The organism is Agrobacterium sp. InxBP2, assembly GCF_026191755.1.
Classification (GTDB): domain Bacteria; phylum Pseudomonadota; class Alphaproteobacteria; order Rhizobiales; family Rhizobiaceae; genus Agrobacterium; species Agrobacterium pusense.
Window position 1 is genome coordinate 231,322 of sequence record NZ_JAINDY010000026.1, and the last position, 21,415, is coordinate 252,736.

Annotated in this window: 21 protein-coding genes; 8 read left to right on the forward strand and 13 right to left on the reverse strand. The window is 59.3% G+C overall.

Annotated elements, in window-relative coordinates; genetic code table 11:
- Positions 1–3 precede the first annotated feature (3 nt).
- The 8 genes from K7A42_RS09085 to K7A42_RS09120 form a co-directional block, all read right to left on the reverse strand.
- Entirely contained in the window at positions 4–909 is a 906-nt protein-coding gene (locus K7A42_RS09085; protein WP_004437677.1) for a UTP--glucose-1-phosphate uridylyltransferase, read from the reverse strand.
- A 67-nt stretch (positions 910–976) separates the two neighbouring features.
- Positions 977–1,972, reverse strand: coding sequence for a glycosyltransferase family 2 protein (locus K7A42_RS09090; protein WP_174151150.1), 996 nt, complete (start codon positions 1,970–1,972; stop codon positions 977–979).
- Entirely contained in the window at positions 1,972–2,916 is a 945-nt protein-coding gene (locus tag K7A42_RS09095) for a glycosyltransferase (protein ID WP_006698114.1), read from the reverse strand. Before K7A42_RS09095 ends, K7A42_RS09090 begins: the two co-directional genes overlap by 1 nt.
- Entirely contained in the window at positions 2,913–3,911 is a 999-nt protein-coding gene (locus tag K7A42_RS09100; RefSeq protein ID WP_113730403.1) for a glycosyltransferase family 2 protein, read from the reverse strand. The genes K7A42_RS09095 and K7A42_RS09100 overlap by 4 nt, the downstream gene beginning before the upstream one ends.
- A gap of 17 nt (positions 3,912–3,928) precedes the next feature.
- On the reverse strand, positions 3,929–5,110 hold the full coding sequence (locus tag K7A42_RS09105; protein WP_174151151.1) for a glycosyl transferase family 1: 1,182 nt from the start codon (positions 5,108–5,110) through the stop codon (positions 3,929–3,931).
- Between the two features lie 65 nt (positions 5,111–5,175).
- Positions 5,176–5,967 (reverse strand): glycoside hydrolase family 16 protein, encoded by a 792-nt coding sequence (locus tag K7A42_RS09110; RefSeq protein ID WP_108081711.1) that lies wholly within the window; start codon positions 5,965–5,967, stop codon positions 5,176–5,178.
- A 4-nt stretch (positions 5,968–5,971) separates the two neighbouring features.
- On the reverse strand, positions 5,972–7,120 hold the full coding sequence (locus tag K7A42_RS09115; protein ID WP_022563429.1) for an acyltransferase family protein: 1,149 nt from the start codon (positions 7,118–7,120) through the stop codon (positions 5,972–5,974).
- A 371-nt stretch (positions 7,121–7,491) separates the two neighbouring features.
- Positions 7,492–8,970 carry a lipopolysaccharide biosynthesis protein gene (locus K7A42_RS09120; RefSeq protein ID WP_174151152.1) on the reverse strand — a complete coding sequence of 493 codons (1,479 nt, stop codon included), beginning with the start codon at positions 8,968–8,970 and terminating at the stop codon, positions 7,492–7,494.
- Between the two features lie 117 nt (positions 8,971–9,087).
- Here K7A42_RS09120 and K7A42_RS09125 point away from each other — a divergent pair, with 117 nt between their 5' ends.
- Together K7A42_RS09125 and K7A42_RS09130 are read left to right on the forward strand one after the other, a co-directional pair.
- Positions 9,088–10,053 (forward strand): glycosyltransferase family A protein, encoded by a 966-nt coding sequence (locus tag K7A42_RS09125; RefSeq protein WP_004437703.1) that lies wholly within the window; start codon positions 9,088–9,090, stop codon positions 10,051–10,053.
- Positions 10,054–10,104: 51 nt separating this feature from the next.
- Positions 10,105–11,070 carry a polysaccharide pyruvyl transferase family protein gene (locus K7A42_RS09130; RefSeq protein ID WP_004437706.1) on the forward strand — a complete coding sequence of 322 codons (966 nt, stop codon included), beginning with the start codon at positions 10,105–10,107 and terminating at the stop codon, positions 11,068–11,070.
- Positions 11,071–11,248: 178 nt separating this feature from the next.
- On the opposite strand, the gene K7A42_RS09135 is transcribed toward K7A42_RS09130, so the two are convergent.
- Together K7A42_RS09135 and K7A42_RS09140 are read right to left on the reverse strand one after the other, a co-directional pair.
- A complete protein-coding gene (locus K7A42_RS09135) occupies positions 11,249–12,238 on the reverse strand; it encodes a glycosyltransferase family 2 protein (RefSeq protein WP_174151153.1) in 990 nt (329 codons plus the stop codon).
- A gap of 109 nt (positions 12,239–12,347) precedes the next feature.
- On the reverse strand, positions 12,348–12,626 hold the full coding sequence (locus K7A42_RS09140) for an exopolysaccharide production repressor protein (protein WP_004437712.1): 279 nt from the start codon (positions 12,624–12,626) through the stop codon (positions 12,348–12,350).
- Positions 12,627–12,965: 339 nt separating this feature from the next.
- On the opposite strand from K7A42_RS09140, the gene K7A42_RS09145 reads away from it, so the two are divergent.
- Complete coding sequence (locus K7A42_RS09145; RefSeq protein WP_004437715.1) at positions 12,966–13,232, forward strand: DUF6074 family protein; 267 nt, start codon at positions 12,966–12,968, stop codon at positions 13,230–13,232.
- A 71-nt stretch (positions 13,233–13,303) separates the two neighbouring features.
- Here the strand turns inward: K7A42_RS09145 and K7A42_RS09150 are convergent, their stop codons facing one another.
- Positions 13,304–14,203 carry a tetratricopeptide repeat protein gene (locus K7A42_RS09150; RefSeq protein WP_006698105.1) on the reverse strand — a complete coding sequence of 300 codons (900 nt, stop codon included), beginning with the start codon at positions 14,201–14,203 and terminating at the stop codon, positions 13,304–13,306.
- A gap of 133 nt (positions 14,204–14,336) precedes the next feature.
- Positions 14,337–14,564 (reverse strand): 30S ribosomal protein S21, encoded by a 228-nt coding sequence (gene rpsU / locus K7A42_RS09155; RefSeq protein WP_003508541.1) that lies wholly within the window; start codon positions 14,562–14,564, stop codon positions 14,337–14,339.
- A gap of 315 nt (positions 14,565–14,879) precedes the next feature.
- On the opposite strand from rpsU, the gene K7A42_RS09160 reads away from it, so the two are divergent.
- Genes K7A42_RS09160 through K7A42_RS09180 form a run of 5 tightly spaced genes read left to right on the forward strand, consistent with a single transcriptional unit; the run spans position 14,880 to position 20,373 of the window.
- On the forward strand, positions 14,880–16,133 hold the full coding sequence (locus K7A42_RS09160) for a sarcosine oxidase subunit beta family protein (RefSeq protein ID WP_003522141.1): 1,254 nt from the start codon (positions 14,880–14,882) through the stop codon (positions 16,131–16,133).
- Complete coding sequence (locus K7A42_RS09165; protein ID WP_037090607.1) at positions 16,133–16,543, forward strand: hypothetical protein; 411 nt, start codon at positions 16,133–16,135, stop codon at positions 16,541–16,543. Before K7A42_RS09160 ends, K7A42_RS09165 begins: the two co-directional genes overlap by 1 nt.
- 11 nt (positions 16,544–16,554) lie before the next feature.
- A complete protein-coding gene (locus tag K7A42_RS09170; RefSeq protein ID WP_004437737.1) occupies positions 16,555–16,869 on the forward strand; it encodes a sarcosine oxidase subunit delta in 315 nt (104 codons plus the stop codon).
- A complete protein-coding gene (locus tag K7A42_RS09175; RefSeq protein WP_174151154.1) occupies positions 16,866–19,826 on the forward strand; it encodes a sarcosine oxidase subunit alpha in 2,961 nt (986 codons plus the stop codon). Before K7A42_RS09170 ends, K7A42_RS09175 begins: the two co-directional genes overlap by 4 nt.
- Complete coding sequence (locus tag K7A42_RS09180) at positions 19,819–20,373, forward strand: sarcosine oxidase subunit gamma (protein ID WP_174151155.1); 555 nt, start codon at positions 19,819–19,821, stop codon at positions 20,371–20,373. The genes K7A42_RS09175 and K7A42_RS09180 overlap by 8 nt, the downstream gene beginning before the upstream one ends.
- Here the strand turns inward: K7A42_RS09180 and K7A42_RS09185 are convergent.
- Positions 20,370–21,413: a DUF2332 domain-containing protein gene (locus tag K7A42_RS09185; protein WP_174151156.1), complete on the reverse strand. Its 1,044-nt coding sequence runs from the start codon at positions 21,411–21,413 to the stop codon at positions 20,370–20,372. The genes K7A42_RS09180 and K7A42_RS09185 overlap by 4 nt on opposite strands.
- Positions 21,414–21,415 lie beyond the last annotated feature (2 nt).

The following is a 21,415-nucleotide window of genomic DNA, read 5'->3' on the forward strand; positions in this document are numbered from 1 at the left end:
AAGTCAGGCCGCCTGCACGCGGCTTTCGTGGTTTGCCACCAGTTCCTTCACCGAAGCGAGAACCTGCGCTTCCATGTCGGCGCGCAGCAGCGAGAAGGCGACGTTGGCGGCGATGAAGCCCTGCTTGCTGCCACAGTCAAAGGTGCGGCCGCTATATTTCTGCGCATGGAAGGCCTGCTTTTCGGCGAGCCGCTTCATGCCGTCGGTCAGCTGGATTTCGTTGCCCGCGCCGCGCTCCTGCTTGGCGAGAATATCGAAGATTTCCGGCTGCAGAATATAACGGCCATTCAGGTAATAATTCGAAGGCGCCCTGGATGGTTCCGGCTTTTCGACCATTTCGGTCACGGCGAAGCCGTGATTGACCTTCTGGCCGACGCCGACGACGCCATAGGACGAAACTTCTTCCGGCAGGCATTCCTCGACACCGAGAATATTGCCGCCGACTTCATCGTAAAGCTCCATCAGTCCGGCAATGCAGCCTCGCGCGCCATAGGAGACCATGTCAGGCAGCAGCAGCGCAAAAGGCTCCTTGCCGACCAGTTCACGCGCACACCAGACGGCATGGCCGAGGCCAAGCGGCACCTGCTGGCGGGTATAGCTGACGGTGCCGGCAACCGGCAGCATCTTTTCCAGCTGCAGCACCTGCACGGTCTTGCCGGAGCGGGTCAGCGTGTTGATGAGTTCAGGCGCGCTGTCGAAATAGTCTTCGATGGCGGTCTTGTTGCGGCTCGTGACGAAAATAATGTGCTCAATGCCGGCCTGCATGGCTTCATCCACGGCATATTGAACGACCGGCCGGTCAACGATCGTCAGCATTTCCTTTGGCATCGCCTTGGTGGCGGGCAAAAACCGCGTGCCGTTGCCGGCTACCGGAATTACGGCTTTTCTGACAGTTCTCTTCAGGTCCATCGCGTTCTCCTTCATCAAGGTTTGATCTGTCCCCAGTCCCCGCGCAGACATGGTCCGCGCGCAAATTTTATGAAATCTGCCTTTTCACCCCTGTATTCGCCGCGGGCGCAAACACGGCGTCCCGCAGCCTCCTCAGCCGCACTGCAATCGGCATTCTCAGGTGCCCCAGCACGGCAGGATCTCGGATTGTGGTCTTCAAGGCGCCGAGTACCGAGCGGCGCTTGATGTTTTCCACCAATGTCAAAAAATTATGCGCCAGCCGCAGGCTGCGGGCTCTCGCCTGCTGCGCGTCCATGGCGGCCGGCAGCAAGGTGTAGTGGCTCAGAAATTCTTCGTCCGCCCGCATCATCGCTTCGACGTGATGAAGTTCGAGGACGCGGGAAATCGAACCTTCGCGGATATTGTAGATGTAACCCGGCTTCGGTTCGATGACGCAGAGGCCGCCAGCGGCAAGCGCCGAGGCGAGAAGAATATAGTCTTCGCCGATGCGGATATCCTCACGGAAGCGCAGTGCTTCGTTATTAAGGAAATCGCGCCGGAACATCGGTTTCATGTAGCCGAAGTTAAAGGTGGAGCGGAACAGGATGTTGGAGGAAATGAAGTCCTCCAGCGTGAGAACAGGCCGTTCCTCCAGAAACTCTTCGGGGAACATCGTCTCCATCGGCCGGCCATCGGTGTAAACGACATCGAGATTATCGACAGCGATGTTAGCGTTGGCGGCTTCCGCCCGGCACATCATGCAGGCGGAGCGCTCCGGGCGGATGACATCGTCGGAGTCGAGCACGGCGATCCAGCGCCCCGTCGCGGCCTCGATGCCGGCGTTGCGGGCGCCGCCCGGACCGCGGTTTTCTTCGAGCGCAAGCAGCCGCACGCGCGGATCGATTGCGGCGATCGCTTCAACGTAGGGAATGGTATCGTCGGCGGAGCGGTCGTCAACGACGATCACTTCCAGCGTCACCCCCTGCTGATCGAGCGCACTTTGGATGGCGGCCTCAATCGTATCGGCGGCATTAAAGGCGGCGATGACGAAGCTGATGTCTGGCGAAGAGGTGAGGTTTTCCATCAGGTCGCCTCCACGGCACCGTATTGGCGGATTTCGCGCACACCGAAGGCGCCGCTCATCGAACCCATATGCAGCGCGCCTCGCAACGCATAACGGTTGCGGCGTACGGCATTGAAACCGCTCAAGGCGGCAAAAAGAGCGCAATAAAGCACTTTCGAACCAGCTTTCACCACCTGGACGACTCGGCGCGCACCGGGTTTCTTTTCAGCCAGCACCCGTCCATGGGTCTGGCCGGAACGGAACCGGCGCTTGGCAAGCCATAGAAAGCTTGCCCGATTTTCCGGAACCGGCTCCGACAAGACAGCGTCTTCCGCAAAGACGATACGGCCGCCGGCGGCGTGGAGATGCGAGAAGAAATGTGTGTCTTCGCCGCCGCTCTGGCCAAGCGCCAGCGCGAAGCGCCGGCCCTTTACCGATGGCGCTTCCATCCTGAGCAGCGTGTTGCATGTATAACCGGTGATTATCTCGCCATTGACCCAGACCGGAACGGTCGAGTGGAAATCTCCGCGTTTCATCCAGCCCGGCGCGTTGTCCCGGTAAACCGCAGTGACGGGGCCGAGAACGGTTTCTGCACCGGTCTCGTCGGCCTTTTCCAGAAGCGCGGCCAGCCAGTGTGGCGGCGCCGTTTCGTCGTCATCGATAAAGGCGAGATAATCCGCCTTGCATTCCGACAGGCAGGCATTGCGGGCAATCGAAATATTAGATTTCGGGCAATGCACATAGGTGATCTCGAAGGGGGCGGTTTCGCGCAGGCGATCGACGCTTGCCTTTGCGCTGGGCTCCTCGTCATTATCGGCGACAATCAGCCTAACTTTCACGCCTTCAGGCACATCCAGCTCGAAGAGTGACAGAAGTGTGGCGACAAGCGCCGGGCGTCTGTAGGTGCAGATGCCGATATCGACGGTCTTGAGATATTGCGTGCCGGTGACGGTGTTGTCGGTCATGAGACAGCCTTTCTTCCCCGGAATTTCAGGAGTTCCAGCCAGAAGCCGGTGGACCAGGCCAGATGCATCACCATTGCCGAAAAAGCGGCGAGCGGGCCGTATGGATTTTTCTGACCTATTGCCATCCACAAGCCATAACCCACACATGCGGCAATCCAGAGGCCGAGCGGAATAAGGGCTGCCCAATGCACCAGCGACAGCAGCGCGAAGATGAAGACCGGCAGCACGGCGAGCGGAATCATCTGGCGGATTTTCGGGATCGAACGATGTTTCAACAGGTTCTTCGCCCGGCCGCGGCCATAGGCGAGATATTGCTTGAAGAGCGGCATGACGCTGGCGCGCGGATAATAGGTCATGCGGGTCTTGTCGGTCATCCAGATGCGGAACCCGGATTTGCGCAGCCGGAAATCCAGCTCCGCATCCTCATTGTGGCTGAAGCTCTCATCATAACCGCCGACCGCATCGAAAGCGGCAATCCGCATCAGCGCGTGGTGGCCGTGATCGATCCAGTGGCCTTTTGCGCCTTCGCGGTGCTTGGAACCGCCATTGCCGAGCTTGGAATTCTGGGCAATGGCAGTCGCCTTCTGGAACAGGCCGTGGCCGACCGTATCCATGGCGACGACGACGGAGTCCGCACCCGTCCGTTCGGCGTCCTCGATCAGCCGCTGGCAATAATCATCGGGATAATCGCCGTGGGCGTCGATCCGGATGAGATAATCGAAATCCTCGCCGAAGGTGGCGACGGCGAGATTGATGCCGGCGCTCTGGATGCGCTTCGGATTGGCGAGAAGCGTCACGCGGTCATCCGCCGCCGCAAAGGCGGAAACGATATCGCGGGTTCCATCCGTGCTGCCGCCATCGGCAACCACGATGCGGAACAGGCGCCCCTGCATCGCGCCGGTGAATTTGACGAGCAGCCCCTCGATCGTCTTCGCCTCATTGAGGCAGGGTATGACGATCAGCGTTCTGATGCCGGAATGACCTGGACCTTCCATGATTTGCCCCCTACGCACTACACGGGTGAAAACTGCGCTTCACGGGCGTGGCCGGAAGCGGATTTGGCGAGTGAGGACAATTGCTGCACCAGCAGACGGCAATCGTCGCGGTCGGTCAGCCATTGTTTCCTGTCTGTTGCCGACAGGGTGTCGAAGGCATCCGCATAGGTTTGCGGGGTCATCTGGTTGAAGAGGGCGGCAAGATCGGCAGCGCCCGCCTGCTGCAGGACGAAGCCGATATTGCGTTTTTCAATGAAGCGGGCCGTTTCCGTGCCAGCAAGTGCAATCGGCAGAGTGCCGTAAAGGCAGCCCTCGTAAAGCCGGTTGGGCAGCAGCCAGCTGGAATTCTGGCCTTCCTCGAAAAAGTCGATCGCCCAGGTAAATTGCACCTCGTTATAGATGGCGGCTAGGTCCTCGGGGTTTTTGTAAGGTCCGTTGAAATGCACATGTGGAGCAGCCGCCACGAAGCCATCGAAATCAGCAAACTCCGAATAGGCCGGCCGGCCACGCAGGATGATTTCGACCCTGCCTTCCATGCGGCGAGCGAACTCAGCGAGAATTTCAAGCGATTTGCGGCAGCGAAGCGCGCCGAACCAGCCGATTTTCCATGGCTCGCCGGGCGCGGGCGCCCGTGGTCTTGGCGTGGCGGCAACGGCGTCGTCGAGCGCCAGCACCTTGTTTTCCTGCAACAGGACAGGAAGGTCGAGGCCCGACACGGGCTTGAAATAATGCTCCACGAATGCCGGGGAACTTGTCACCAGAAGCTTTGCGTCGCGTGCGAAATAACGCTGCGCGGCATTCAGCATCTGTCCGGGCTTGCCTTCGTTGAGCAGCAGGCGATGAATATCGAGACATTCGTAAACCAGCGCCGGGCGGCCGGAATAGATCGACATGGCGCGCTTTGCCAGAGCCAGCATTTCGAGGTTCCTGGCGAGAACGACGTCGGGTGCCGGAATTCCGTTCAAGACTTTGCCGAGCGAAAGGCTGGCTTTCGCCACTGCCGCCATGCGCTGCAGAAATTGCCCGTCGGCGGTTTCCCCGAGCACGACGGGTACGACGCCTTCGATCTCCGCCAGCCGGTTCTGTCCGCGCCGGAAACCGGCCAGCGTGACCCGCGCCCCGCCTGCAAGCAGCGTCAGCACCCGCCGACGAATGGCGGGGTCTGACAGATCATGCGCGAGGTAGAGAATATGGATCATGCAGGGTTCCGGTCGGTTCGCGGGTCAAAGACGCCGCAGCACAGGATTTGGTTCAAAAAAATCGGTCAATTCAGAGCGCAGGCAATGCTTTCCGGGAACTGGCATTTGTCACCGAGCGCCGTGAAGGCGAAGCGGTCAACGACCATCTGCGATGGCCCGGCATAAGCAAACTTGCCCATCCAGTCCTTCAGCGTATCGGTGCCCCACAGGCTGAAGAAAATCTTCTGGGCGTTCTGCGGAATTTTCGTCGCGTCCGTCACCTCATGAACGAGCTTGCCGTTGACGTAATAACGCAGGCGCTGCGGTTCCCAGACGAAGGCATAGTCGTTGAAGCCGGCATCGGCCCCGCCTTCCACCGGCACCAGCTTCTCATTGCCGCCCTTGGCGGACACATATTGGTTGAGCTGCACCTGACCGGTATTTTTGCCAAGAACCTCAAAGTCGATTTCGTCGTGCGGTTTTTTGTCGGTCGGGCCGATATAGGTGAAGAAGGCGGAGTTCAGGCCAGGGCCGGTGGCGGCCTTCATGCGCGCTTCATAGGTGCCGTAACGATAACGGCCCTTGGTCTGGATTTCACCGCAGGCGAAGTTGCGGTCGCCCGCCTTGGCTTCCTCGAAGCCCAGCGTCAGCTGGCCGTTCTCCACCGTTGCCAGCTTCTTCGACCAGGTGCAGTTCTGGTGCGCGCCATTGTTCCAGCCGTCAGAAACGTACCAGAAGCTTCTGTCCATCTGGTCGAAATTCTCCATGAAGGACGCGCCATTGCCCTCTTGGGCGTTAACGGGGGCCGTGAATGCCGTTGCAGTGAGGGCGGCGGCAAGAAGAATGCGTGTCTGAACGCGGGTGACAAATGTTGTCATTGGTTCACCTCTGTCGTTGCGAATAAAGTGTTTCGGATGTGGGTGGGCCTATCGTGGAAGCCCGTTTGGCCGCGAATTCGGCCTTTGCCTTGCCTTTGCCGCTGCGGCTTCCGGTCAATACGGCATAGACGGCCGGCAGGTATTTGCGGGTCTGGGCATTGCTGATCACCAAAATGACGAAGGCGCAAAGCGTCGCGCTGATGTAGAAAGCGGGATAGAAATCCGGCCCGCCCTTGTTCCAGACCATCCACATGATGACCAGCAGCGGGTAATGGGCGCAGAATATCCAGAAGCTGAGACTGCCGGTCTCGGCGAGCCTCTGACCAAGCCGGCTGCGGATCAAGATCGATGAAGACACCCAGAAGCCGAGCGCGCCGAAGACCGCGAGCAGATTGCGCGACATATTCAGCCAGAATGTGAATTCAGGGCCAGTAAAATAGAGACCTGTGGCGAGAATGGCCGACGCGGCAAATGTCAACAACATGATCGGCAGGGCATAAGGATCAAGTGCCTTGACGTCGACCCGGTGCAGCGCAAGCGCGATGCCGAGCGAAAAGCTGAAGAGGATGGATTTTTTCTGGACAATGAAGATTTTCAGGTCTGGCATGGCCGTGACGATCAGCAGGATTACGAGCGTCGGCAGCGCAAAGCGGCGCATCAGAAATGCGAGCACCGGCGACAGCAGAATGCAGACAAAAAGGTCGCGCAGGAAATAAAGCGGCACATTCACCGGCAGCTCTTCCAGCGCCGTACCATGGCTGAGTATTTCGCGCGGGCTGGCGTTCCATAGGTCGGGAAAATATCCGACGCCAACCTCGAACAGCTGGATCAGCAGCACGGCGGCAAACAGTGCGCCATTCCACAAGAGGAATGGCAGCAGCACGGTTTTCGTCTTGGAGCGGATCGTCGCCGGATAATCGAAAGCGCTCATGCCGCGGCGAAACAGCAGATAACCGGAAATGGCGCTGAGACAGGGCACGCCGATGCGAAACAGCGCGTCGCCCAGGAAAACCCGCAGCCAGTCGAAAAAGCCGTAAAGGCCTAGAAAGGGGCTGGTTTCGGCATTGTGCGGCACATGCACGAACACGATTCCTGAAATCAGCAATATGCGCATCAAGTTGATACGGGAGGATAGGTTCTGATCGACAGTCACATCAGTCACCCCTATTGGGCGGCGTCTCCCCACGCCGCGTTGCAACCAGAGCGAACTTAAGCCCGCACTGGGAAGTCTGGTTTCGACTTTGGGATAAAATGTGGCGACGCGGGAAAAACACAAGATTAGATTTTGCGGGTGAATGTCTGGCGTCAGCACAGTTTCTATCACGTGGAAAAATTAAATAATTGAAATAAATGAGTTTTATATAAATTCACGCCTCATTAAAAATCTCTGAAGCGTGCGAATTTGTCATTTGCCGTGATGTTGCGCTGCAAAAAGAGCGCCGAACCCACCTTGCCACGGCGAGCGAAATCACCGTGGCAAGGCCCCTTAACGGCAGAAATGAGGCGCATTTTTCTGTGATATTTCTAACCTTGGGTTGCGGTATTCGGCATACGCCGTGATTTGACCATGCCCAGGATTTTCCCCAGCAGGGCACGTTCAGTCAGCAGAATCAATATTGCATAGATGGCGCCGCCCACGGCAGCACCGATAAGAACCTGAAGGGTGGCATTGGGAATGCGATCGGCGAGAAGGTGAAGCAGATAGCGCACCGCAACGGCCATCACGAAAGCGGCGATCATCGGCCGACTGCTGACATAAAGGCCCCGGAAGAAAGGCGTGTCGCTGGCCTTGAACACGGCCCAGGAGTAAGCGACCAGTGTGACCGCGTTGACGATGCAAAGCCAGACCATGGCGTCTATCAGCGTGCCATAAAGTGCGGCGAGCCACACTGCCACCGTGGTGACGATGGCGCGGATCGTCGCCGACCAGAACAATACGCGGCCGTAACCAGCACCCTTCAGGTACGGGATGAAGGTGCTGCACGGTGTGAGAATGGCCTTGGACAGGGCGAGCAGCCCGAGGACAGGCCAGGCATAGGCCCAGTTCTGGCCGAAGATGACAAGCATGGCCGGCTCGGCCACGGCCCAGAGACCGAACATCATGGGCGCGAGCAGTACGGTCAGCACCTGCGTGCTGAACATCAACGCATCACGACGGCGCTGCGGGTCGTCCATCATGCGGCTGAAGGCGGGAAACAGAACCCCCATGACGGCGGATAAAACCACCTGGTTGGGAATGCTGGCGAAACGGTTGGAGGCGGAATAGGCGCCGGCATCCGCCAGACCCAGGTGACGGGCAATGACCACCATCGGCGACTGGAAGGTGACAAAATTGGCGATTTCCGAGCCCATCAGCCCCGAACTGAAGCCGAGAAGCGGCACCAGCCGGCGTGGCTTCATGACAAAACGCGGGCAATAGCGGGAAACCGCATAAAGCCCGACGAGACGGATGAGAGCTGCGGCAAAAAGCTGGATGATAAGTGCCCAGACGCCGAACCCCATGAAGGCGAGCGCGACCGCGACAATCGCTGCGATGCTCTCCGAGGCCATGCTCCAGAGCGCATCCTTGCTGAAGTTCATCCGTCGCGCCAGCAGCGAATAGGCGACATCGCCTGCAAGCTGCAATGGAATGAGGAAGGCCATGATGCGCAGCAGGTATGCGCTTTCCACCGCCCCCAGCAGTCTGCCGAAAAATTCCGCCCAGATGTAGAGGACGGCTGCCATGGAGCAGGAGATCGCCAGATTAGCCCAGAAGACGGTATGGATCGTTTCCATATCCTCTTCCTTCTCAACGATGAGAGCGGAGGTGAGCCCCGCGCCAGCAATCATGGTCAGGAACTGTACAACCGTTAGTCCTACCGCTACCACCCCGAATTCCTCCGGGGAAAGCAGCCTTGCAAGAATAGGGACCGTGACAAATTTAAGCCCGAATGTCCCTGTTTTTGATAAAACGCTCCAGCCGACATTCGTGGTGATGGTCTTTACATTTGGCGCTGGGGGCATACAAGCATCCTGTTTCTGGAGGCCGGCGGGAGGAAGCCGGTTGGGAGTTGCCGATACCATCGGGGCCGCTTTTAGGATCGGGCCCGACACTTCTTGATCAACGCAAGGGGCGAAACAATGGCAAGATTTACTGTCGTCATTCCCTACTATCAAAAGCAGCACGGTGTCCTGGGACGTGCACTCGCATCGGTTTTTGCGCAGACCTACCAGGACTTCGATCTTGTCATCGTCGATGACGAATCGCCATACCCGATCGATCAGGAACTTGCGGAACTTTCGCAGGAACAGAAAGACCGGATTCTTGTCATTAAGCAGGCCAATGCCGGACCGGGCGGCGCCCGCAACACCGGTCTGGACAATGTGCCTGACGGCACCGACTACGTTGCCTTTCTTGATTCCGACGATATCTGGACGCCCGATCATCTGCGGAATGCGGCCTTTGCGCTCACGACCTATGGCGGCGAGTGCTACTGGGCGTCCATGCAGGCAAGTGACGAATTTTATTATCATTTCGCCATTTCCGAGCTGGAGAAGAATGAGGGTGCGGCACGGCTTTCGGAGAAGCCGCTGGTGATCGAACTGCCGGATCTCGCAAGCGTCATGCTGCGGAACTGGAGCTTCCTGCATCTCTCCTGCATGGTGATCGGTCGTCCTCTTTTCGAGAAGATCCGTTTCGATCCGGCGCTCAGACTGGCGGCGGAAGACGTGCTGTTTTTCTGCGATTCCATCCTTGCATCGAAGCGGACACTGCTCTGTGACGACGCCGGCGCGATGCGCGGCATGGGCGTCAATATCTTCCACAGCATCGACAATACCTCGCCGGAATTCCTGCGCCAGCAGTTCAATACCTGGGTGGCGCTCGATACGCTGGAGGGACGTTTTTCTCGCCGGCCGGCCGACGTGGCGTCCATCGCTTCCTATAAAAACACCGCGCGCAAACAGGCTCTCTGGAGCCAGGCTGGCAACCTGAAACGGCGCAAGGCTCCCGAATTCGGTTTGCTCCTAAAATGGGCAATGCGCGATCCGGCACTGCTGCGCGCCGCTTTCGAACTCGGCGCCGGAAAAATCGTCCGCTCCAGATGAGCGAATTTTCGCCCGCAACAATTTATATGTTTTTCACCCAGGAGTGACCTCATGAAACCTTACCACTGGGAATCTCATCACGGAAATTTCGGTGACGATCTCAACCTGTGGCTGTGGGACTTTCTGCTTCCGGGCCTGCGCGATGTGCATGATGATGTCATGCTCGTGGGCGTCGGAACGGTGCTCAACGACGTTCTTTTGCCCGCCAAGCAGCGCAAGCTGGTGATCGGCAGCGGCTATGGTTATGGCGCGGTGCCGGATACCAGCACCGAGTTCTGGGATATCCGCTGTGTGCGCGGCGAAAAAACTGCCGCCAAGTTGGGGCTGGCTCCCGAAAAAGGCATTGTCGATCCCGCCGTGATGGTCACCGAGATGCCTGATTTCAAAGGGCTGCCAAAGCTCCACAAGAAGACCTTCGTCCCCCATTGGGAATCGGCGGAATTCGGCATGTGGGAAACCGTCTGTGAACCGGCAGGACTCACCTATCTCGACCCGCGCGGCGAGGCAAAAGCGGTCATCCGCGCCATTGCCCAATCGGAATTCATCGTGGCTGAATCCATGCATGGTGCAATCCTTGCCGATGCCTTCCGCGTGCCGTGGGTCGCCGTCAGCACTTCACCATCGATCAACAGCTTCAAATGGAGCGATTGGGCCGGCAGCGTCGGAGTCGAATATCAGCCGCGCTATGTACCGGTTTCGACCCGCGCCGAAGCGGCGAAAAAGGGCTCACGCTTCTGGGGCATGAGCTTCCCCCCACCGCCCGCCCCCGTTGTCACCGCCGATTCCGTCTCTGCGCTTGAGGGCCGGGCGCATGAAGGCGATGTAATGGTGCGTCCGCAGGAAACGCAATCCCGCTCGTTGCGGAAGCTCGCCAAGCAGGTGCTGGCCGCACCTTCCACACTGGCGCTCTGGCAGGCAAGCCGAGCGGAACCGCGTCTTAGCCCGGATGGCAGACTGGAGGAACGCAAGGAGCGTTTCGCCGCCGTTCTGGAAACGGTGAAGCGGGATTATCTCTAGAGGTGAGGAGCGGATGTCGCAGAAAATTTTCTGCGGCTTTTGCTTGAGGACACCGTTGCCGCATCGCCATGCTTGGGTCTGTCCCGAGCATCTGCGACTGAACGCTTAGAGGATAAGCAAATCCCCGGGGACAAGCCCGGGGAAGACGGCAGAGATTTGTCGTGAGTTGTCTTTTCCCTTAGGAAACCGGCGTGCCGTCCAGCAGATAACGCACGTCCCGCACCGGCGCCGCTTTGCGGAAGCGGGCGGTCTTGTCGCTCCAGATACCGCGTGTAATGGCGGGCAGGGCGGGCAGACGCGCAAGGGCGTGGCTCAGCGCTCCGCCCACACCCTTCTGTTTTTTTGTATCGAGAAAATGGCGAAGCTCGAATTTGGCGCGGATGTGTTTCTCATGCTCGCGCAGGATCGCCGTTTCCTCTGCGGAGAGCCGGCAACCGGCGAGAATCGCCCTGTCTGCTTCGTAGAGAAGACGGAGATCTTCGGTTCGGTGGCGGCCACTCAGCGAGTTGCCGCGAACGATCGCACCGTAACCGCAATGACGGATGACCTTGTAGCGCGCGCCGGCCGCCAGCGCGCGCACGTAAAGTTCGTAATCCTCGCCAAGTCGCAGAGCCTCGTCATAACGCAGCGCATGTTTGTCGAGAAAGGCGCGGCGTATCACCGGTTTCAGGAAGCCGGTTTCCCCGCGCTCCACACCAGGCCTGGAAATATTGCCTTCCACGAATTCCGTCAGCGACAAAAACCGCGCCTGGGGCTCGAAGCGGGCCGGCTGCATGGAGGACGCGCCTGGAACGGATTGCTGGATGAAGGCGATATTATCGGCCACGAGGTCCCAGTTGTCATCGGCCAGCATGGCGGCGAAACGGCCGCGGAAGAAAAAATCGTCCGCATCGAGAATGCTGATGAGGGGAGCGGAGGAAATCGAGATGGCATGATTGCGCGCAGCCGATGGCCCGCGGTTGACGTCGAATCGCACCACCCGCAGGCGGCCCGTGCCGTCATCCGCCGCATGCGCCACGTCGGTCGTTGTATCGGTGGAACCATCGTCGATCACCACGACTTCACCGACCTCTGGCTCCGCAAGGGCGGAACGAATGGCGATATCGATGGTATCAGATGCATTCTTTGCAGCGATGATGACGCAAATGGGCTGTGAACCGCTCACCATGGGGTGTCCTTCTGCTTTGACGAACCTTCAGGATTTGGCCAGCAGAAAGTGTCAGCGATATGGATGCAAGCGATTTTTTGCGATGCAATAAAAGCGGATGCGAAAAAACTTACATATCCGTCAGCTTTGCCCCATGCGGCGGTGCGCTTTTTGCGGTGTCTGCAGCAATTGTTTCAGCGCTGAGGTCCCGGGAAAAGGTCTCCCGCATCCGGCGTTTTTCACGGGCGACCAGAACCAAAATCGCCACGAAGTAACCGACTTGCAGAATGACTGCGCAAATGAGGGTCTGAATGAACGCCGTATAGAAGGAGCCGTGGATGAAATATGTCGCAACCGCAAAAGCAAGCAAAGCACCGATCATGCTGAAAAAAACACGAGGTGCATACATGTTGCTCTCCTCCCGAGAACGATTTCTCCATTTTTGACTGCGCTGCGGCATTTTTCTTCTTTGCAGGAAATATACGATGAGACCGGTGCTGTTTCAACACACATATACTTCTTCTACCTCCCGCGGCATGAAATTTCGGTAATCTTGATTGGTAAATTCCTCAGTAACTGCCGATTCGCATCGATGACGTCGGCCAGACAACAGTGATGCCTGCTTCTGATAAGTCTAAAACCGCCTCCGGTGCAGGCCTTGCGGAGTGTCTGGCCCGCTCTGCAGACTTCGTTAACCATCTCGCCTTTAAAAAGTCGGTATTGATTCCTCGAAGAGCAGGGTGCCCGCGTGACGACGAGTTCAGAAGTAATCGCCTTTCCGGCAAAGAACCGCATTGCCGACGTAAAACGATGTGCAACCATGCTCGACCGGCTGCATGGTGTGGAGGCGAATGATTTCTGGCGCAGGGAGTGCCGTGAACTGGCCGCCCGTCTGACGGCGCTTGGCTATGAGGACGCCGCCATGCGGCGCGAGGTCATGGAATTTCAAAACGCCGTGCAGGCTGAATTGTGGGCGGTGGATGCCGCGCCCGAGGCACGCCGCGACAGCCATTGATGGTTCTTTTTCTTCATTAAAAAAGCCGGCGGGTTATAAACCAGCCGGCTTTTTTATTGGTTCCGGACGCCTTAGGAGGCGCCAGCGGCGCCGCGCGTGCGGGCAACACCATCCAGTGCGGGCTTGTATTTGGGATCGAGTCGCGCCGCATGCGCATAGGACTTGGCCGCCTTGGCCATCTCACCGCGTCGCTCATAGACCAGCGCCTGGTTGGCCCAGGATTCCGCCACATTCCCGTCAAGCGAAATGGCGTGGTTGAAATCCGCGAAGGCGTTTTCGTCGTCATTGAGCGCGACGTAGGAAAGGCCGCGACCGTTATAGGGCTCCGGTGACGTCGATGACAACGAGATTGCCTTGGAGAAGTCCTCGATGGCCTGGGCATGCTGGTTACGCAGCTGGTAGATCAGGCCGCGATTGTGCCAGGCGCGACCGTCGGTGGTTTCCAGCTCGATGGCGCGGGAGAAATCGTTGAAGGCTTCGTTGACGCGCCCGGACTGCCGGTAAAGATTGCCGCGACCGATCAGCGCCACATCGTAGCTCGGATTGATCTGCAGGGCGGCGTTGTAGTCCTGAAGGGCCTGCTGCTGCTGGCCGCTATTGCGGTAAACCAGCGCGCGGTTGGCATAGGCCTGGTAAAAGCGCGGGTTGAGCTGCAGCGCCTTGTTAAAATCTTCGATGGCACGGCGCGAATCGCCGGCGCGGCCGTAGGCCGAGCCGCGGACGTTGTAACCCTCAGGATCCTGCGGATTGGCGTTGATGACCGAGGTGAGCGAGGCGATGTTTTCCTGCGAGCCCTGTGCGCGGTCGATCCTGAACACATCTTCCGTCTGGTTGGATGTCGCGCAGCCGGAAAGACCGGCAAGCACGGCGCAGACGACCAGAGAAGCGCGGAACCCTCTGTTGTTTTTTAATGGCAACCGGCGCGTGGAGGCATCGGCGTTTTTCACAACACAGGTGTCGACAGCGATCATTCGGTGTGGGTTCCCTCGCAGGCCGGTCTCACGGTCGTTTTCAAGAGCGTTCTCCGGCCACAAACACAAAGAGCGGCGGCGAATTGATCGCCCCCGCCCAACAAGCATTCAAAAACGTCCAAAAGACGGCCTATTAACGGCCTGCGCGGGGGCCAGCAACCAGACCTTCGCGCTGTGCACGCTTGCGTGCCAGCTTGCGAACGCGGCGAACGGCTTCAGCCTTTTCGCGAGCGCGCTTCTGGGAGGGCTTTTCGTAATAATCACGCATCTTCATTTCACGGAAAATGCCTTCGCGCTGCATCTTTTTCTTCAGGGCGCGGAGCGCCTGATCAACGTTATTGTCGCGGACTAGTACCTGCACGTTAAACCCGTTCCTTTAGTTTGGTTATCTTGCTGTGTGAATAAAGGCATTCGCACGCAAACAAAAAGTGGTTCATCCGGCTGTTGAGCCGGGCGATTGGTGACGTGCAATAACAGATCATTTGCAGCAAGTCCAGCCGGTAGCGCATATTCAGCCACAAAATGCGCGCGTCGCGCAATCTTTCGGCCATGTCGAAACAAAACCATTGCCGCGTCGCAAAATGGATATTGCCTCCCATCCCGATTTGCCATGTGTATGATACGGGTCGGGGTTATGTTCCAGGCCTCTGGCCGGTTCTCGAGGAGCAGATTGCGAATGCGCAAATATTCCGTTTTTGCCGTGGCGCGTGAGGCGCTCAGGGGTCATAAGGGCTGGGATGCGCAATGGGCCTCACCCGAGCCGCGCAAGGACTATGATGTCATCATCATTGGCGGGGGCGGCCACGGTCTCGGCGCGGCATATTATCTTGCCAAGGAACATGGCATTACCAATGTCGCGGTTCTGGAAAAAGGCTGGCTCGGCGGTGGCAACACCGGCCGCAACACCACCATCATCCGCTCCAATTATCTCTATGAAGAGAGCATGGATATTTACGAGCATTCCCTGAAACTGTGGGAAGGCTTGAGCCAGGATCTCAATTATAACGTCATGTATTCTGCGCGCGGCGTGATGATGCTGTCGCACAATATCCATGACCGGCAGTCCTTCAGCCGTCATATCAATGCCAACCGTCTTTATGGCATCGACAATGAGTGGCTGACGCCGGAGCAGGCAAAGGCGTACTGTCCGCCGCTCGACATATCCGGCAATGCGCGTTACCCGATCAATGGCGCGGCCCTTCAGCGCCGCGGCGGCACGGCTCGCCATGACGCTGTCGCCTGGGGTTATGCGCGCGCGGCCTCCGACCGCGGCGTGCATATCATCCAGAACTGCGAGGTGACCGGCATTCGCCGCGGGCCTGATGGCGCGGTGACGGGTGTGGAGACAAATCGCGGCTTCATCGGCGCAAAGAAGATCGGCGTATCGGCCGCCGGTCATTCCTCCGTCATCATGAAGATGGCAGATGTGCGCGTTCCCTTGCATTCCAACCCGCTGCAGGCGCTGGTTTCGGAGCCGCTGAAGCCGATTTTCCCCTGCGTCGTCATGTCCAACACGGTGCATGCCTATATTTCGCAGTCGGACAAGGGCGAGCTGGTGATCGGAGCTGGCACCGACCAGTATAATTCCTACTCCCAGACCGGTGGTCTGCAGATCATCACTCACACGCTCGACGCCATCTGCGAGCTGTTTCCGATCTTCCGGCGGGTGAAGATGATGCGCCAGTGGGGCGGCATCACCGATAACACACCTGATCGTTCCGCCATCCAGAGCGTAACGCCGGTGCCAAACCTGTTCGTCAATTGCGGCTGGGGCACCGGCGGCTTCAAGGCGACGCCGGGCTCCGCCAATCTCTTCGCGCATCTCATCGCCCGCGGTGAACCGCATCGCCTGGCGGCTGGGCTGACGCTTGACCGGTTCCGCACCGGCCGCCTGATTGATGAGGCTGCCGCTGCCGCGGTGGCGCATTGATGCTGGCGGCGGCCATGCTCGCGATCAATATATCAGGCGCGGCCGAGGCCGTGCCCGCCGGTAGCGTCATTCCCGGGGCCGAGGATTTTCGCAGCCAGAAGATTGCGAAGATGCAGGGTGAGAAAGACTGGCCCTTCACGGCGGAAAAAGGCCTGCTTTTGTGTGCTCCCAGCCTCGCGGACAAGATGGTCTATTTTGTCGGAGAGAAGGAGGATGGCGAGCAGGATTATCCCTTCGCGATCGACACCGACATGATGGCGGTCGCCATCGTCAATATGGGCCGGGCCTCGGCGTTGCGCCCCTTCGATAATTTTGAGCAGCTTTTAAAGCGGCTTTCCCCTTTTGTAGCCATGGGGAAGCGGCTGTGTGACCAACCCGCCGGAACGATCCTTCCGGAAAATTCTCTCTAGGTGGAGCGACGATGCTTCTGATCCATTGCCCCTATTGCGGGGAAGACCGTTCCGAACTGGAATTCCGCTGGGCGGGCGAAGCCCATATCGCCCGGCCGGAAAACATCGCCGATATTTCCGACGAGGCCTTTGCGGAATATTTCTTCATCCGCGACAACGACAAGGGCCTCGTTTTCGAGCGCTGGCGTCACATTCACGGCTGCGGCCGCTTTTTCAACGCCGCCCGCGATTCGGTGAGCGACAGATTCCTGATGACCTACAAGGCGGGTGAACCGAAACCCGATATTGAAACGGTCCTTTCGGCAGAAAAGGGAGCCGGGCAATGAGCGGCGATTATCGTATCAAGGGCGCAGGCCGTCTCACGCCGGCGAGAACCGCGCGCTTTACCTTTGACGGCAAGATCTATCCGGCGCTGGAGGGCGATACGGTTGCATCAGCCCTTCTGGCCAATGGCGTGCATCTGATCGGCCGCTCGTTCAAATACCACCGTCCGCGTGGTTTCCTGTCGGCCGGGCCGGAGGAGCCGAATGCGCTGATTGACGTTTCCCGCGACAGCCTGCGCAAGCAGCCCAACGTGCGCGCCACGGTGCAGGAAGTCTTCGACGGCGCGATTATCGCCTCGCAGAACCGTTTCCCGTCACTGTCCTTCGATCTGAGCGCCATCAACGATCTTCTGTCACCGATGTTCGCGGCCGGTTTCTACTACAAGACGTTCATGTGGCCGAAGGCCGCCTGGCACAAGATTTACGAACCGCTGATCCGCCGCGCCGCCGGTCTCGGCAAGGCGCCGAGCGAGCCGGATGCGGATCATTATTCCGGCCGTTATGCCCATTGCGACGTGCTGGTGGCCGGCGCTGGTGTCGCCGGTCTTACAGCTGCGCTTTCTGCCGCGAAAACTGGCGCCAGCGTCATTCTGGTGGATGAGAATGCGGAAGTCGGCGGAGCCCTGCGTTTCGATGCCGGCGCGGTCATCGACGGTCTCGCCGGTTATGAATGGGCGCAGAAGGTTTTTGCCGAGCTGAAGTCCCTGCCCAATGTGCGGGTTCTGACGCGCACGACCGCCTTTGGTTATTACAACCACAATTTTGTCGCGCTCGCCGAACGCGTCACCGATCATCTCGCGACGCCGGCTAAACATCAGCCGCGCGAGCGCCTTTGGCAGGTCCGCGCCAAAAAGGTCGTGCTGGCGGCCGGTGCGATCGAGCGCCACATGGTCTTCGCCAACAATGACCGGCCTGGCATCATGCTGGCTTCGGCCGCCCGCACCTATCTGAACCACTACGGCGTCGCCGTGGGCCACAATGTCGGTGTCTACACCGCTCATGATTCCGCCTATGAGACTGCCTTCGATCTGAAGAAGGCCGGGGTGCAGATCGCCGCCATCGTCGATTGCCGCGAAAATCCGGACCAGCGTCTGCTGGACGAGGCCCGGGCACTCGGCATCGAGGTGCTGGCGGGTCACAGCGTTTACAATACCGCCGGCCGCCTGCGCGTATCTTCCATGACGGTCGGCCGCAATGGCGGGTCGAACAAGCGCAAGATCGCCATCGACGCGCTAGTTGTCTCCGCCGGCTGGACGCCTTCAGTGCATCTGTTCTCGCAATCGCGCGGCAAGCTCAAGTTTGACGCGGCTAACCAGCGTTTCCTGCCTGACATCCATGTGCAGAACTGCGTCTCCATCGGCGCCTGCAATGGCACGGATGATCTTTCGGCGCTGATCGCCGAGGCCGCGGCTGCGGGTGGCGGCGCGGTGGCGTTTTCCGGTGAAAACGCCCGGGCCTGGACAGGCGGCATGATTGGTGCGGCGGAGGGTGCAGGCGAGGGCACCGGCGTCAAGGCTTTCATCGATTTCCAGCACGATGTCTGCGCCAAGGATATTCGCCTTGCCGTCCGCGAGGGCATGCATTCGGTCGAACACATCAAGCGCTTCACCACCAATGGCATGGCGTCCGACCAGGGCAAGATGTCGAACATGCATGGCCTTGCCATTGCATCGGAAGCGCTCGGCCGGGATTTGCCCAAGGTCGGCCTCACCACCTTCCGCCAGCCCTATACGCCGGTTACTTTCGGCACGCTCATCAACCATTCACGCGGCGCGCTGTTCGATCCCGCGCGCAAGACGCCGATGCACGACGAAGAGCTGGCGGCTGGCGCGGTATTCGAGGATGTCGGCAACTGGAAGCGTGCCTGGTTCTTCCCGCGGGCGGGCGAGGACATGCATGAAGCGATCAACCGTGAATGCAAGACGGTTCGTGAGAGCGTTGGCGTGTTTGATGCCTCCACCCTCGGCAAAATCGAGGTGGTTGGCCCGGATGCGGCGAAGTTCCTGAACCTCATCTACACCAATGCCTGGGATACGTTGAAACCCGGCCGCTGCCGTTATGGCATCATGACCCGCGAAGACGGCTTCGTTTACGATGACGGCGTTGTTGGGCGCCTGGCCGAAGACCGTTTCCACGTGACGACGACGACGGGCGGCGCGCCGCGCGTTCTCCAGCACATGGAGGACTATCTCCAGACCGAATTCCCCGATCTCAATGTCTGGCTGACATCGGCAACCGAACAATGGGCCGTGATTGCCGTGCAGGGGCCGAAGGCGCGCGAGGTTATCGCGCCTTTCGTCGAGGGTATCGACCTTTCGCCGGAGGCCTTTCCGCATATGGCGGTGGCGGAAGGCAAGTTCTGCGGCGTGCCGACGCGGCTTTTCCGCGTCTCCTTCACCGGCGAACTCGGTTTCGAAATCAATGTGCCTGCCGATTACGGCGCGGCCGTCTGGTCTGCAATCCGGGAGAGGGCGGAAGCCGTCGGCGGCTGCCTCTATGGTACCGAGACAATGCATATCCTGCGTGCCGAAAAAGGCTATATCATCGTCGGGCAGGATACGGACGGCACCGTGACGCCCGATGATGCCGGGCTTGCCTGGGCTGTCTCCAAAAAGAAAACGGATTTCGTCGGTATTCGCGGTCTGAAACGCCCCGATCTAACGCGCTCCGGCCGCAAACAGCTTGTTGGCCTGAAGACGAAGGACCGGCTGACCGTTCCGGACGAGGGCGGTCAGATCGTTGCCGATCCGAACCAGCCAAAGCCAATGACCATGCTCGGCCACGTCACCTCCGCCTATTGGTCGGAAAATCTCGGCCATTCCATTGCTTTCGCCTTGGTGGCGGATGGCAGGGCGCGCATGGGCGAAACGCTCTATATTCCGCTTGCCGATAAAACCATTGCCGTCGAAGTGACCGACATGGTCTTCCTCGACAAGGAAGGAGCCCGTCTCAATGGCTGATATGCTGCACGCAAAACGCAAACCCGTGCTTGAGGATTTTCATGGCGGTTCCCCCTTTGTATCGCTGAAGCCTGCGGCTTCTGCCTCGCGGTTGTCGCTGCGGGCACGCGAGAGCGCCGTGCCGGCGCTGTCCGAAGCGCTCGGTCTTGCCCTGCCGACCAGCCCGAAAAGCTCGGTCACCTCTGGTCTGCGATCCGCTCTGTGGCTCGGCCCGGATGAATGGCTGGTGATCGATCAGGGCGAAAGCGATCTCATGGTGGCGCTTGCCGGCGTTTCCGGCCTGTTTTCGGCAACCGATATTTCCCACCGCAACACCGCCATCATCGTTTCCGGCGCTGGCGCGGAAGCAGCTCTCAATGCCGGCTGCCCGCAGGATCTTTCTCTTGCGAGGTTCCCGGTAGGTGGCTGCTCACGCACTATTTTCGGCAAGGCGGAAGTGGTCCTGCTGCGCACGGCGGATGACACATTCCGGGTGGAGTGCTGGCGCTCATTCGCGACCTATGTCGGTGGGCTGCTGCAGGAGGCGGCTGAGGACGTGGCGGTTTAACTCTCTGTCCAACCCCGCCATTCCACCCATCGCCCATGGAAATCGGCGCGGCCGATTTCCTGCTTTTCGCCGCCCGGCCAGATTTGAAGCGTCATTGCAGCACCGCCGGGCGTCGCATCCGCTTCCATTTGCAGCCGGGCAAGCGGGGCGTCCGGCGTGGCGCGGGTGCCGGCCTCGGCAATCACAGTCTCGCCGGCCTGTTTCAGGTCATCGGGCAGATATTGCCAGGCGACGGAATGATAGATGACATGGGCAGCGCCCGGATATTGCGTGGCAAGGCGGCGTTGCAGCCAGTCGACAGCGTCGGCCTTCTCGACATGCAGAGCGTGTTCCATCGCTATGCGCAGGGCGGCGGCCGTTCGTTCGAGCCTGTCCGTCTGGTCGGCCCAGACATAGGACATCAGCCGCAGACGATCTTCCGCGGATGACGGATCGAGTGGGTTGATATCGCAGCCGGCGCGCTCGATAACGTCGATCCGCTCATGGGCGGGGGTGTCGCCGCGCCATTCCGGTGACAGGAAAACACCGGACTGTTCACCCCAGGCGAGATCGCCGAGGCGATATCGGTAACGGTCAAATTGCAGATTGAGGCCAGCGCTGGCCCCGACTTCGGAAAGCACCAGCGGCTTGCCCGTCATTTTCGCAATCGAAAGAAAGCCAGGCAGCAGAACGGCAGAACGGCGAACCTCGTTGGTCTGCGGCGGTGATTGCAACCTTTCGAGGATGAAGGCGGAATGAAAACGCAGGGCGTTTGCACATGCCTGCCAGAGCGCTTCTTCGTTTTCCGGCGGAATATCGGCGAGCGGCGCGATCTTTTCCTCTATGGCAAGTGCATGCAGGGCGCCGGCCAGCCGTAGCGGTACGGCATCTCCGGATGGGCCGACATCGCCGGACCAGGACAAAATTCGCTCGCCGACCTCTGTCTGGCGGTCGAGCCTTGTTGCCATGGCGCGGCAAAGCCGTGCCGTGAAGGGAGAGCCGAGGCTGTCGCAGGCTCTTGCCTGAACGAGAAACGCATTCCTCACGGCTTCGTCATGCATGC